This is a genomic window from Synechococcus sp. CS-1326, assembly GCF_025128115.1.
Lineage (GTDB): Bacteria > Cyanobacteriota > Cyanobacteriia > PCC-6307 > Cyanobiaceae > Regnicoccus.
This window is the reverse complement of record NZ_JAHLYV010000021.1, coordinates 26436-39034: the sequence shown is the minus strand read 5'-3', so window position 1 is coordinate 39034 and position 12599 is coordinate 26436. Positions and strand designations below refer to the sequence as shown.

The following is a 12599-nucleotide window of genomic DNA, read 5'->3' as shown; positions in this document are numbered from 1 at the left end:
GGCTCATGGGGCCAGAGAGATCTGCTCAGTATCGGCCGAAATCGCTCACGATGAGCAGCTGTAATGCGACACGCCACCGGCGTTGAAGAAGTCCCTGGGCTTGAGGCGGTCGTAGGTGGCCGCTAGCTCCGCTGCTGGCTTGTCGTAGGGATGGCCGAACACCTCCTGCAGCTCCCTGACCAGGCTGAAATCCCCCTGCGCCGCCTGTTCATAGGCCGGGGCGATCAGCCATTCGCGCCAGGTGATCGCAGGATTCACCCGTTGCATCGCAGCGGATGTCGCCTTGATGTCGCCACCTGCCGTGACGCGATCCCGCCAGCGTTGCAGCCACTGCGTCCATTGCGCATCAAGCTCTTCCGAACACGGCAGGTAGAAGCTCTCTTTCAAGGCGGAGAGTTGCTCGGGAATCTCAGAGAGCCGGCGGAAGAAGATCGTGTAATCCACCTTGGAGAGCACCATCAGCTCCAGCAGCTCGTTCACCAGCGTGGCGTTGTAGCTGATCAGGCCGAGCTTGCTGGCCCACATCGCCTCGATCTCCTGCTGCATCGCTTCGCTGAAGCCGCCCTGGATCTGATCCAGCCTTGCCAGGGCCTGCGTGTTGCCGGCGAGCAGCGGCCTGATGGCGGACCAGAACATCTGGTAATTGGCTTCAGCCGCAACTGGTTGGTTGAAGAAGCAGAAATGCTCGCCGCCGCCGGTCCAGGGCTGAAAGCGGGGATCGAACAGTTCGCAGAAGCCGAAGGGGCCGTAGTCGAGGGTGTAGCCACCAGCGGCGCAATTGTCGCTGTTGAAATTGCCCTGGCAATAGCCAACGCGCATCCAGTTTGCCACCAGTGAAGTGAGCCGCGTGCGAAACAAGCCCGCCAGCTCAACCACCTGGTCGCTGAAATCCAGGCCTGGATCAATCTCTGGCCGGTAGTTCCGCACGATCAGGTGCTGAACGATCATCTGCAGCTCGTTCAGCGCACCCGGATGGGCCTCGCTGCGGGCACGGCGGGCGAACAGCTCCAGCTGGCCCACCCGCAGAAACGATGGCGCCACCCGGGTGCTGATCGCCGCTGGGTTGTCCACCAGGATGTCGGGATCGAACGAGCGGGAGTTCGGCGCATACCAGGGCCTGCGCACGGTTTCAGACCTGGACATCACCAGCGTCAGCGAGCGGGAGGTGGGCACCCCCAGGGCGTGCAAGAACTCCTGCGCCAGAAACTCACGCACGCTGGAGCGCAGCACGGCGCGGCCATCGGCGCCGCGGCAGTAGGGCGTGGGGCCACCGCCTTTGAGTTGCATCTCCCAGCGCTTGCCGTTGAAGACGCCTTCGAACACGGAAATGGCCCGGCCATCGCCATAGCCGTTGCCGGTGCCGAACGGACACTGCTGGGTGTATTCGGTGCCGTAGATCGAGAGGGCATAACCGGTGGCCCAGCCATACGGTCGCAGCGGCGCTGTGGCCACGCTGATGTCACCGGAAAACAGCTGGATGAATTGGTCGTCGCCAGCCAGCGCCTCGCTCAGGCCCAGCTCCTGGAACAGGGTGCTGCTGTGCGCCACAAGCTCCGGCGCTGGCAGCGGCGTGGGCGTCACCGGCACGTAATGACCCGAGAACACCTGGCGGGGCCGGTGATCGTGGCCATCGCCGCTGGCCTGAGGGTCCGCCTGCAGAGAATCCAGCAGCGAATAGTCGGCCCGCTGGGCAAACTCAGCGAACGTTGTTGTCAGAACTGCTGCGGGCACTGCTGAGGTCACTGTTGTCGTCACTGTTGTCGTCACTGTTGTCGTCACGGGTCTCTCAGGTGTTGGGCTGCCTTGGGCCTGGCCCTGACGTTGAGGCCATCTTCTCCCCCTGCTGATGCCACAACGAAACCAGCCCGGACGAGAACCGAGAGCAGTACGGTTTGGCGTACGCCTTCTGGAGGGTCAGTGAGCAGCCTTTCCGCCACCGAGGCCCGCAAGCGGCTGTACGCCCTCATCGACGAGGTGGGGCAATCCCATGAGCCGGTCCAGATCACCGGCAAGCGCGGCAACGCCCTGCTCCTCTCGGAAGACGACTGGCGAACCATCCAGGAAACCCTGCACCTGGTTTCGATTTCTGGAATGCGCGAATCGATCCTGGATGGGATGGCCGCACCCTCAACGGAACTGAGCAGCCAACCGGGCTGGTGAGTTGGTCGATTCTGTTCACCCGGCAGCCCCAGTGCCTCGAAGATCTCCAGCGAAAGCGGATGGTTCACTGTGGCCCCCAACGGCACCTGGCTGTCGCAGCCCCAGATCTGGTACTACGCCTCCCAGCGGTCGCTGGGCACGACCATGGCCCAGATCCGCGCCAGCAACGACCGGATGGTGTTCCTGGACGTCCGCAAGGTGTCCGACGCGATGCACGCCGGCAGGGGCTCCTGCCTGTGGTGTTGGTGCAGTCTCCGCAGTACCGCTCACTGCGCATCGAAGACCTGGTGCATGAGGCCCGCCACGGCGATGGGATTCAACTGGACGATCACTTCTTCGCCAACTACTCCCAGGCGGATTTCTATCTGCTGCGGCAGCTGTACACCAAACCGATCTTCTGCAGCATCCAGCCTTTCCAGGCCCGCCTGGTTCCAACGGCTGGTTGCAATCAGCTCGATGAGCAGTGTTACAGCGCCAGCAAGGAGGCAGCCTTGCGTCCACAATGCCTGAAGGCATCACCTGCCCCGCACCGACGCCCCCGATGAAGCACACCCTGAGCACCCTGTTCGCGAATGCCCTGGCCGTCGCCGCCCTGCTCACTGCCCAGGCAGCCGAGGCCTGCACGGGGATCCGGCTGATCGCCCGCAACGGCGATGTGGTCTTCGCGCGCACCCTGGAGTTTGCGACAGACATCAAATCCGAAGTGATCATGGTGCCCCGGGGCTTCGCGCGCACCGGCACCGCACCCGGCGGCAAAGCGGGAATGCGCTGGACATCCCGCTATGCCTCCCTCGGTGCCAACGGGGAGAAACTGCCCTTCATCTTCGATGGTCTCAACGAGAAGGGCCTGGCGGTGGGCACCTTCTACTTCCCCGGCAGCGCCGGCTTCCAGAAGTTCAGCGCCGCCAGTGCCGGCAGAACCCTCGCCCCCTGGGAGCTCGGCTCCTGGCTTCTGGAGAGCTTCGCCAGCGTGGAGGAGGTGCGGCGCAACATCGGCAACGTGGTGGTGGCGGATGTGATCTTCCCGGCCTGGGGGTTCACCCCTCCCGTTCACTACATCGTCAATGATGCCAGCGGCAAAAGCATCGTCATTGAATACATCGGCGGCAAGCTTCAGGTTCATGACAATCCCCTGGGAGTTATGGCGAATTCGCCGTCCTTCGACTGGCACATGACGAACCTGCGCAACTACGTGAACTTTTCGCTCACCAACCCCGCTCCCGTCACGGTCGGCGGCGTGAAGCTGCAGCCCCTTGGCATGGGCGCCGGCATGCTGGGCCTGCCGGGGGATTTCACGCCCCCCTCTCGCTTCGTGCGGGCGGTGGCCTTCTCCACCTCCGTCGAGCCGGGCAAGACGGGCGACGACGCCGTGCTCGAGGCGTTCCATGCGCTCAACAACTTCGACATCCCCAAGGGGGCAGCCCGTGAAGGCCACAAGGATGAGCACGGCAATGTGCTCGCCGACTACACCCTGTGGACCAGCGCCAACGACCTGGCTCGCAAGCGCTTTCTCTTCCGCACCTTTGAGAACAGTCAGATCCGCTCGGTGGACCTGATGAAGCTGGATCTCAACGCCAGCACCATCAGCCGCTTTTCGATGCAGGGCAAGGAGCGGATCCAGTCGCTGAATCCCTGAAGCCACGCCTGCCGGAGGCGGCCACAGGATCGTCGCATCGGCCACGACGGCGGATCAGCTGGTGGTGCGTCTTTCGGGCCGCTTGCTCAAGCCCGGGAGCTGATATCTCCACGGCGATTCTCCGGCGCCGTCATCTTCCCTGGCGGACTGATCCAGGCAGTGTGGCCATCCGGCCTTCACCACAACAGACTTCCTGTTTGTTCTTTCGGCGTCCTTTGCGGCGTTCTCTCGGCATCTCACGCCATGACCGCGCCAAGCAAGGCCCCATCCCGATCGGCTCAGCTGAGGTCGCCATGTCGTGGATGTTGGTGGTCTGGATTGCACCGCGGTAGCCGGAGGTCAGCCGGGCGAGCTGGCCGAGCGTGACCCGATCCGCGTTCGGGATGTCCGGCAGCCAGCGCGAGAGCTTGTCGTTGAGGCTCACCTTGTTCTCGTCGACCAGCTGCAGCAGCAGGGTCGCCACGTAGGAGATGGCGACAGCGCCGTTGCCAAGAGCGCGCCTCGCAGGTTGGGCGAGCCAGCCTGGATGTTCACTCGGATGTTCACTCGCTCGTGCAGCCAGCTGCAACTGTCGAATCACCATTGAGTTGAAGACTGACGCGCCTTGGCAGCGCCCCACCCCCAGGTGAGCTGGCCTACTCAGCAGCCCAGCACCAACGCGGCATACCGCCGCACCGCGCTGCGGTGATCCGCATCAGCCCGCAGGCCGATGAAGCCGTCTGGCCGCACGGCCAGCAGGGTGAGGGGCCCCAGGCCCAGGCTGGGCGCCTCCTCCAGCCGCAGCGACACCACCGCCTCCACCAGCGCCGGCGGAACCATGCCGCTGGCCCGCTCGGCCTCCAGCTCTGCCTGCAGGCTGGCGAGTGCCTCCGGCGGTGCCTGCGGACCAGCCAGCAGCAGCAGCGTGTGGCCGCGTCGGTGGGTGAGCTGGTGCAGCAGGACAGCTCCCGCGCCGGTCGGCAGCGCGATCGTGGTGGGCAGCCGCTGACCGGCAGCGAATGGTTGGCCGCCTTGGCCACCGCTGCCGCCGCTGATCGCCGAGTCGGCGTAGCTCACGTCCAGCTCGGTTTCGGCCACCACCTCCTGCTGGCGGGCCACCGGATTGGCCAGCATGGTGGCGATCGAGCGGTCGCGGGCGGCGCGCGCCTCGCGTTCCTGCAGGGCGTGGGCCTGCTCGGTGGCCTCGCCGGAGCGGCAGATCTGCTGCGCCACCGGGCGCCGCTCCTGCTCGTAGCTGTCCAGCAGGGCAGGGGCGGCGGCGCCGTGGTGCACCAGCGCCAGCTTCCAGGCCAGGTTGGCGGCATCCTGCAGCCCGCAGTTCATCCCGTGACCCTCGGCGGGCGAGCACACGTGGGCGGCATCGCCGGCCACGAACACCGGCCCGGCCCGGAAGGCGCTGGCCACCCGGCTGTGGCAGTGGAAGCGGCTGGGGTTCTCCACACCGCTGAAGTGGGCCGCCGGCAGATAGCGCTGCAGCACGGCGGTGGCCTCCGCCACCAGATCACCCTGCTCATCGGCGGGCCGCAGATACACCCGCCAGCGCTGCTCGGGCAGGGCCGTGAGGATCAGCGGCGAGGCGTCGAGATAGGCCGCGTTCAGCTCATGGCTGTCGGCCCAGCCCTCCACCGCCGCATCGAACACGGCCCAGGGGCGGGTGATGGCCTGGCCCTCGAAGCGGAGGCCGCTCAGCTCGCGGGTGGTGCTGCGCAGGCCGTCGCAGCCCACCACCCAGCGGGCCTGCACGGATTGCTCCAGCTCGCCGCCGCTCACCGTGGCGATCACCCCGTCGTCGCTGGGCTGGAGAGCCACCAGCCGGCAGGTGCGGTGCACTGTGCCCCCAGCGCTCTCGAGATGGTCCGTGAGGATCGCTTCGGTCACCTCTTCTGAGAGGCCGATGTTGAAGCCGTAGCGGCTGCCGCAGACGGACAGATCCAGTTCACCCAGCCGTCGGCCGTCGGCATGGATCAGGATCCGCCGCTGCCGGCAGCCGGCTTCGAGCAACCGATCCACCAGCCCCAGCGCCTCGAAGATCTCCAGCGAGAGCGGGTGGATCACCGTGGCCCGGTCCCAGTGCAGGGCTTCGGCCCGGGCGTCGATCAGCAGGGTGGGCACGCCACGGCGCTGCAGCTCCCCCGCCAGCAGCAGGCCCGTGGGGCCCGCCCCCACCACGAGCACGCAGGTCTGGCTGGGCAGGGAGACAGTCACGGGGCGGTGGCTTGAGGCTTCACGGGCGGAGCTTCACCCGGCGCCAGGTAAGCGCCGATCTCGCGGAAGATGTCATCAGCTGAATTCCGGTACGCACCGCTCGGATCGAAGGCCGCTTCGTTGAAGGTCACCGCAACGGCGATCGCGATCTTCTTCGATGGCAGATAGGCCATCACCCCGGCCTGCCCAGAGAACAGCGGGTTCTGGAGCAGCCAGGGGCCCGAGAGCACGATCCCGATCCCATAGGTGTAGAAGTCGCTGAGCGTGGCGCAGGTTGCACAGCCCTCGATCGGCCTGCCGAAGCCCCGCAGCTTCGGAGCGATCTGCAGCCTGTGGCTCTCCGGCGACAGGAGCCGTCCTGTGCCGATCGCCTCGGCGGATGTGGCCATGTCGTGGATGGTGGTGGTCTGAACCGCACCGCGTGTGATCGTCCACGACGGGTTCCAGTAGGTCGACTCCTCATAGAAACGCGTTCCTGCTTTGAGGCCGAGCGACTGCCGCCGCTCCGAGGAGAAGGCGTGCAGAACGGGCGGCGCGATTGCGGGCGTACCGCCGGGATCCAGGGTGTTGCGGAGCTTCAGGGGTGTGAAGATCCGCTCCTGCATCAGCGCAGGGATCGTCTGGCCCGTGATGGTTTCAAGCGCCAGGCCGAGCAGGATGTAGTTCGTGTGCGCATAGTTCCAGCTGGTGCCGGGCTCGTACAGCAGCGTCTGCAGATCCGCGTAGGCGAGCAGGTCCTGCACCTCGAACTGGCGGAACGGGTTCTCGAGCAGAACCTTGTCGAAGGCGTCATTGCCGATCACGTAATCGCGGTAGCCGGAGGTCATCCGGGCCAGCTGGCCGAGCGTGACGCGATCCGCGTTCGGGATGTCCGGCAGCCAGCGCGAGAGCTTGTCGTCGAGGCTCACCTTGTTCTCGTCGACCAGTTGCAGCAGCAGCGTCGCCACGTAGGAGATGGCCACTGCCCCGTTGCGGAAGTGCATGTCTTTCGTGGCGGGCACGCCCGTGATCGACTCGCCCATCGCCTCGGTGACCACCTCCTTGCCGTCGATCGTGACGCGCACGATCACCGCCCTCAGGTGATCGGCCGCCATGCGCTGGCGCACGATCCGCAGGATGGCGGCTGCCTGGGCGGAAGGCGCCGCGCGCCCCTCGTTGGCGTTCATGGCCAAGGCGGGCGCCGCTCCGCTCAGGCCACCAGCGAGCACAACGCCAAGAACGCGCCGCGCAGATTGGGCGAGCCAGCGAGGATTGCCACGCGCTCGCACAGGCAGCGGCACCATTCGGATCACCATCGCTGTCAGCGCGTCATCTGCAGGGGGATCATCGGTGAGCCGTGATCAGCCACGGCGGCGAAACGGCGGGCAGGCCGGTGGGTTCGCAGGAAGGGCCCGGCTGTGGCGCGGGTGCGCTCATGGCGGCGACGCAGGGGGGTGCTGCTGGTGCAGAAAGGCGATCACCTCATCGCACCAGCGGATCCATTCCTGCTCGAACAGGATGCCGCGGCGCAAGGTGAGATAGCGGTACTGCTCCTGCAGCGGCAGCCCGGCCTGGCTGAGCACCAACGCCTCTGTCTCCTGATAGGAGGCGAGCTGGGCGGCATGCACGGCGCGGCGGCGTTGCACTTCCGCCAGCAGCTGCTCGGGCTCGGCGTAGGGGCCGCCGAGCACCTTCACCAGCAGGTCTTCGCGGATCGGGGTGGGCAGGGAGGGCTCGGCCGCCCACTGGCGCAACTCCTGGCGGCCCGCCTCGGTGATCGCATACACCTTGCGATCGGGCTTGCCGTGCTGCGGCACCACCTGGCAGCAGGCCCAGCCGTTCTGCTCGATCCGCCCCAGCTCCCGGTAGATCTGCTGCTGGCTGGCCGTCCAATAGCAGGCCATCGACTCCTCGAACTGCTTGCTGATGTCGTAGCCGCTGGCCTCCTTCTCGCAGAGCACCGTGAGGATCGTGTGCGCCAGGGCCATGGCAGGGGAAAGGTCGCAACGGCTTGGCAGCTGATCCTGGCCCAGCCGCAACCGCCGGCGCTTGACCTACTCAATTTGTTGTGCATACACTGATGCACATACTCAACCTGTTGTGTAGCAAGTTGGAGGAGCAACGCGCCCGGCCACCCCTGCCCAGCCGTCACTGCCCGGCCAGCAACTGCCCTGCCAGCGCTGCTCACCCGATTCCACCGATGGATTCCGCCCCCGCACAGCCGCCTGCCGCCCCAGTCCCAGCGCTGCGGCAGGCGTTGCGCGGGTCCCTTGAGCCTCGCTGGGTCCGTTGGGGCCTGCCGCTGGCCGCCACCGCTGCCATTGCCCTGGCCCTGTCACCCGGCTTGCGGCCCCGCCCCGCCGCGATCCGCCCCCTGCCGGTGGCGGTGGTGACGGCCGTGCCGGTGAGCAGCTTCCTTACCAGCCGCGCCTACACCGGTGAGGTGGTGGCCGGCCGCAGCAGCAGCCTCGGCTTCGAGCTGCCCGGCACGATCGAGCAGGTGCTGGTGGAGGAAGGCGACCGCGTGGCCCAGGGGCAGCCGCTTGCCCGCCTCGATCGCCGCCGCCTGCAGGCCCAGCGTCAGCAGGCGGCGGCCCAGCGGCGGGTGGCGCTGGCCGGCGTGGAGGAAGTGCGCCAGCAACTGATCCTGGCCGAGCTGCAGCGCGAACGGCGCCGCCAGCTGCATGCCCAGGGCGCCATCGCCCGGGAGGATCTCGATCAGCAGATCCATGGCAGCGCCGCCCTGCGCAGCCGCCTGCTTCAGGCCGAGAGCCAGGTGGACGACGTCAGCGCCCGCCTGCGCCAGATCGATGTGGATCTGGGCCGCAGCGTGCTGGTGGCCCCCTTCGCCGGCACGGTGAGCCGACGGCTGCTCGATGAGGGCGTGGTGGTGAGCGGTGGCCAGGCGGTGGTCACGCTGGTGGAGGCCGCGCCCCAGGAGCTGCGGGTGGGGGTGCCTCCCTCAGCCGCGCAGGGCCTGCGGCTGGGTGAGAACCATCCGGTTCAGGTGGGGGAACGCCGCCTGATCGCCAGCGTCAGCGCCCTGCTGCCGGAGCTCGATGCCGCCAGCCGCACCGTCACCGTGGTGCTGCGCCTGCCGGTGAGCGACCTGCCGGTGGGGGCCACCGCCCGGCTCAGCCTGCAGCGCAGTGAGCGGGGCGAAGGCTTCTGGCTGCCCACCACGGCGCTGGTGGCGGCCGAAGGGGGGCTGTGGTCGGTGTACGTGGTGAAGGCTGCGGCCGGCACTGATGGGCTCAGAGCGATCAGCGGCAGCTCCGGCTCCACCGACAACAGCAAGGCGCCAGCGCAGGGGCAGCAGGTGGCCCGCCGCCTGGTGGAGATCGTGCACAGCGACGGCGAGCGCTCCTTGGTGCGCGGCACCCTGCGCCCCGGCGAGCGCGTGATCGCCGCCGGCACCCAGCGCCTGGTGCCGGGCGTGTGGGTGCAGGAGGCGAACTGATGGGCGACCTGTTCCACCGCAACCGGCAGCTGCTGCTGCTCACCGTGCTGCTGGTGGTGGTGTGGGGGCTCAGTTCCCTGCTCACCCTGCCGCGGCTGGAGGATCCGTTGATCACCCAGCGCAACGCCCTGGTGATCACCACCCTGCCGGGGGCCACGCCGGAGCGGGTGGAGGCGCTGATCACCAAACCCCTGGAAGACGCCCTGCTGGAACTGGAAGAGGTGGACGCACTCTCCTCCACCTCTTCCACCGGCAGTTCAGTGATTGCGGTGGTGCTCAAGGACGGCGTGCGCCAGGTGGCGCCGGCCTGGAGCAAGGTGCGCAGCAAGATCGACGACGCCACCCCCCTGCTGCCGCCGGAGGCCACGGATCCGGAATTCCGTGACGGCAATGTGGGTGCCAGCGCCCTGATTGTCGGTCTCACCTGGGAGCTGCCCGGTCCGGCTGATCTGGGCCTGCTCTCCCGCCTGGCCGACGACCTCCAGACCCGCCTGCGCGCCATCCCCGGCACCAACAAGGTGGAGATCAGCGGTGAACCCGAGGAGGAGATCCGCGTCGAGATCGGTGCCCGCGAGCTGGCCCGGCTGGGGCTCACCGCCCGCGACCTCTCCGAACGCATCGCCGCCAGCGATGCCAAGGAAGCCGCTGGACAGGTGCGCAGCGAGCGCGGTGACTTCCTGCTGCAGCTCGATGGCGCCCTCGATTCGCTAGAGCGGATCCGCTCCATCCCGTTGACGGTGGGGGCCGATGGCGCCAGTGCCCGCCTGGCCCAGGTGGCCGAGGTGAGCCGCGGGGTGCGCCTGCCCGCCGCCCAGCTGGCGCTGGTGCACGGCCAGCCCGCCGTGGTGGTGGCGGCCACGGTGGCCCCGAGCGTGCGACTCGACCACTGGGCCAATGACGCGCGCCAGCTGCTGGAGGAGGTGCGCGCCACCCTGCCGGCGGGCCTGGGGCTGCACACCGTGCTCGATCAGAGCCGCTACGTGCAGGAACGCCTCGATGGCGTGATCAACAACCTGATCACCGGGTCGCTGCTGGTGGTGGCCGTGTCGGTGCTGATGCTCGGCGGCCGCGCGGCCCTTGTGGTGGGGGCAGCCCTGCCGCTCACCGCGCTGATGGTGCTCGGCTGCCTGCGGGTGCTGGAGGTGCCGCTGCATCAGATGTCGGCAACCGGCCTGGTGATCGCCCTGGGCCTGCTGATCGACAACGCCATCGTGGTGGTGGAAGAGCTGCAGCAACGCCTGCGGGCCGGCACACCACCCGGGGAGGCGGTGCGGCAGACCAGCCGCTACCTGCTGGTCCCGATGCTGGCCGCCACGCTCACCACCGTGCTTTCCTTCGTGCCGATCGCCACCTCACCAGGGGCCACAGGCGAATTCATCGGCACGATCGGCCTCACGGTGATCCTGGCCCTGGCCTGCTCGCTGCTGCTCTCGCTCGCGGTGATCCTGGCCGTGGCCGCCCGGCTGCACCGCTGGCAGCCGCTGGGGCCCAACGTTCGCTGGTGGGAGCAGGGCCTGGCCATTCCCGCGCTCACCGGCCCCTACCGCGCCGGCCTGCAGCGCGTGCTGCGCCATCCCTGGCAGGGCGTGGCGCTGTCTCTGGTGCTGCCGGTGCTGGGCTTCGCCTGTTTCGCCAGCCTGGAGCGGCAGTTCTTCCCCCCCACCAACCGCGACCAGTTCCAGATCGAGCTGCGCCTGCCGCAGCAGAGCGCCATCGCCCGCACCGAAGCGCTGGCCCTGGAGGCGCGACGCCTGATCCGCCGCCACCCCAGCGTCGAAGACGTGCACTGGTTTCTGGGCGAAAGCGCGCCGCAGTTTTTTTACAACGTGATCGCCGACCAGGAGAACGCCCCCCACTACGCCCAGGGCCTGGTGCAGCTGCGCAGTGCCGAGGGCCTGCGCGACACGATCCGCTCCCTGCAGCAGAGCCTCGATCGCCGCTTCCCGGACGCGCAGGTCCTGGTGAAGCAGCTGGAGCAGGGGCCACCGTTCGCGGCGCCGATCGAGCTGCGCCTGCAGGGCCCCGATCTGCAACAACTGCGCCGGATCGGCGACGACCTGCGCCGCCGGCTAGCCCAGATCGAGGCGGTGACCCACACCAGCGCCAGCTTGAGCGAGGCCCTGCCGCGGCTGGCCCTGGCGGTGGATGAGGAGCAGGCCCGCCGCACCGGCCTCGACAACCGGGCGATCGCCCGCCAGCTGCAGGCCGGCCTTGATGGCGCCGTGGGCGGCTCGATCCAGGAAGGCACCACCACCTTGCCGGTGCGGGTGCAGGTGGCCGCCGCGCAGCGCGACGGTCCGGGCCAGCTGGCGGCCCTCGATCTGGTGGCGCCCGGCGGTGGCGGCACGATCCCGCTCGACGCCCTGGCCGCGCTGCAGCTGGAGCCGGAGTTGGCCTCGATCACCCGCCGTGACGGCCAGCGCATCAACGCCGTGCGCGCCTATCTCGCCGCCGGCACCCTGCCCAGTTCCGTGCTGGCAGAGTTCCGCCGCCAGCTGGAGCACGACGGCTGGCAACTGCCGGCGGCGGTGCAGCTCAGCTACGGCGGCGAAGCCGACGCCCGCGGCGATGCCGTTGGCAGCCTGCTGTCCACGGCAGGGGTGCTGATGGTGCTGATGACCGCCACGCTGGTGCTCTCCTTCCGCTCGTTCCGGCTGGCGGCCCTGATCGCCTCGGTGGCGGTGCTCTCTGTTGGCCTGGCGGCCCTGGCCCTGCAGCTCAGCGGCTCGCTGTTCGGCTTCACCGCGATCCTGGGCACGCTCGGCCTGATCGGGCTGGCGGTGAACGATTCGATCGTGGTGCTCAACGCCCTGCGCACCGATCCGGCGGCCGCCCGTGGCGATACGACCGCCAGCACCGCCGTGGTGCTGCACGCCACCCGCCACGTGCTCGCCACCACCCTCACCACCGTGACCGGTTTCCTGCCGCTGATGCTCGACCCCACCGGCTTCTGGCCGCCCCTGGCGATCGCGGTGTCCGGCGGGCTGGTGGGGGCCACCGCCCTGGCGCTCTTCTACGTGCCGGCCGCCCACGCCCTGCTGATGCGCCCGGCGGCCGAGGCGTGAGCGACGGCAAGGGGAGGTCCCGCCTGCCGGGAGCCCACCAGAACCTGGTCCGGGGGCCTCTCCGGCAGCCCTTGTCTTCAACCAGACGGATGCC

Annotated in this window: 10 protein-coding genes; 5 read left to right on the top strand and 5 right to left on the bottom strand. The window is 68.4% G+C overall.

Features of this window, described 5'->3' with window-relative positions; translation table 11 throughout:
* Positions 1-45: 45 nt before the first annotated feature.
* Complete coding sequence (locus KQ307_RS07145) at positions 46-1731, bottom strand: YdiU family protein (RefSeq protein ID WP_259727470.1); 1686 nt, start codon at positions 1729-1731, stop codon at positions 46-48.
* A 186-nt stretch (positions 1732-1917) separates the two neighbouring features.
* On the opposite strand from KQ307_RS07145, the gene KQ307_RS07140 reads away from it, so the two are divergent.
* From KQ307_RS07140 to KQ307_RS07130, 3 genes are all read left to right on the top strand, one after another.
* Entirely contained in the window at positions 1918-2160 is a 243-nt protein-coding gene (locus KQ307_RS07140; protein WP_259727469.1) for a type II toxin-antitoxin system Phd/YefM family antitoxin, read from the top strand.
* A 245-nt stretch (positions 2161-2405) separates the two neighbouring features.
* Entirely contained in the window at positions 2406-2705 is a 300-nt protein-coding gene (locus KQ307_RS07135; protein ID WP_259727468.1) for a hypothetical protein, read from the top strand.
* Entirely contained in the window at positions 2702-3796 is a 1095-nt protein-coding gene (locus KQ307_RS07130) for a choloylglycine hydrolase family protein (RefSeq protein ID WP_259727467.1), read from the top strand. Before KQ307_RS07135 ends, KQ307_RS07130 begins: the two co-directional genes overlap by 4 nt.
* Before the next feature lie 130 nt (positions 3797-3926).
* On the opposite strand, the gene KQ307_RS07125 is transcribed toward KQ307_RS07130, so the two are convergent.
* From KQ307_RS07125 to KQ307_RS07110, 4 genes are all read right to left on the bottom strand, one after another.
* Entirely contained in the window at positions 3927-4259 is a 333-nt protein-coding gene (locus tag KQ307_RS07125) for a serine hydrolase (protein ID WP_399241563.1), read from the bottom strand.
* Between the two features lie 176 nt (positions 4260-4435).
* Entirely contained in the window at positions 4436-6001 is a 1566-nt protein-coding gene (locus KQ307_RS07120) for an FAD-dependent monooxygenase (protein WP_259727465.1), read from the bottom strand.
* Positions 5998-7284, bottom strand: a complete 1287-nt coding sequence (locus tag KQ307_RS07115; RefSeq protein WP_259727464.1) for a serine hydrolase — start codon at positions 7282-7284, stop codon at positions 5998-6000. The genes KQ307_RS07120 and KQ307_RS07115 overlap by 4 nt, the downstream gene beginning before the upstream one ends.
* Before the next feature lie 129 nt (positions 7285-7413).
* Positions 7414-7968: a PadR family transcriptional regulator gene (locus KQ307_RS07110; protein WP_259727463.1), complete on the bottom strand. Its 555-nt coding sequence runs from the start codon at positions 7966-7968 to the stop codon at positions 7414-7416.
* Between the two features lie 212 nt (positions 7969-8180).
* Between KQ307_RS07110 and KQ307_RS07105 the strand changes: the two genes are divergently transcribed.
* Positions 8181-9440 carry an efflux RND transporter periplasmic adaptor subunit gene (locus KQ307_RS07105; protein WP_259727462.1) on the top strand — a complete coding sequence of 420 codons (1260 nt, stop codon included), beginning with the start codon at positions 8181-8183 and terminating at the stop codon, positions 9438-9440.
* Positions 9440-12505 (top strand): efflux RND transporter permease subunit, encoded by a 3066-nt coding sequence (locus tag KQ307_RS07100; protein WP_259727461.1) that lies wholly within the window; start codon positions 9440-9442, stop codon positions 12503-12505. The genes KQ307_RS07105 and KQ307_RS07100 overlap by 1 nt, the downstream gene beginning before the upstream one ends.
* The last annotated feature ends 94 nt before the right edge of the window (positions 12506-12599 follow it).

What these genes read in the sequence shown, in the direction of transcription:
- KQ307_RS07105 (WP_259727462.1), top strand. Translation starts at nt 8,181, where the DNA reads ATGGATTCCGCCCCCGCACAGCCGCCTGCCGCCCCAGTCCCAGCGCTG.
- KQ307_RS07100 (WP_259727461.1), top strand. Translation starts at nt 9,440, where the DNA reads ATGGGCGACCTGTTCCACCGCAACCGGCAGCTGCTGCTGCTCACCGTG.
- KQ307_RS07130 (WP_259727467.1), top strand. Translation starts at nt 2,702, where the DNA reads ATGAAGCACACCCTGAGCACCCTGTTCGCGAATGCCCTGGCCGTCGCC.
- KQ307_RS07110 (WP_259727463.1), bottom strand. Translation starts at nt 7,968, where the DNA reads ATGGCCCTGGCGCACACGATCCTCACGGTGCTCTGCGAGAAGGAGGCC.
- KQ307_RS07115 (WP_259727464.1), bottom strand. Translation starts at nt 7,284, where the DNA reads ATGGTGCCGCTGCCTGTGCGAGCGCGTGGCAATCCTCGCTGGCTCGCC.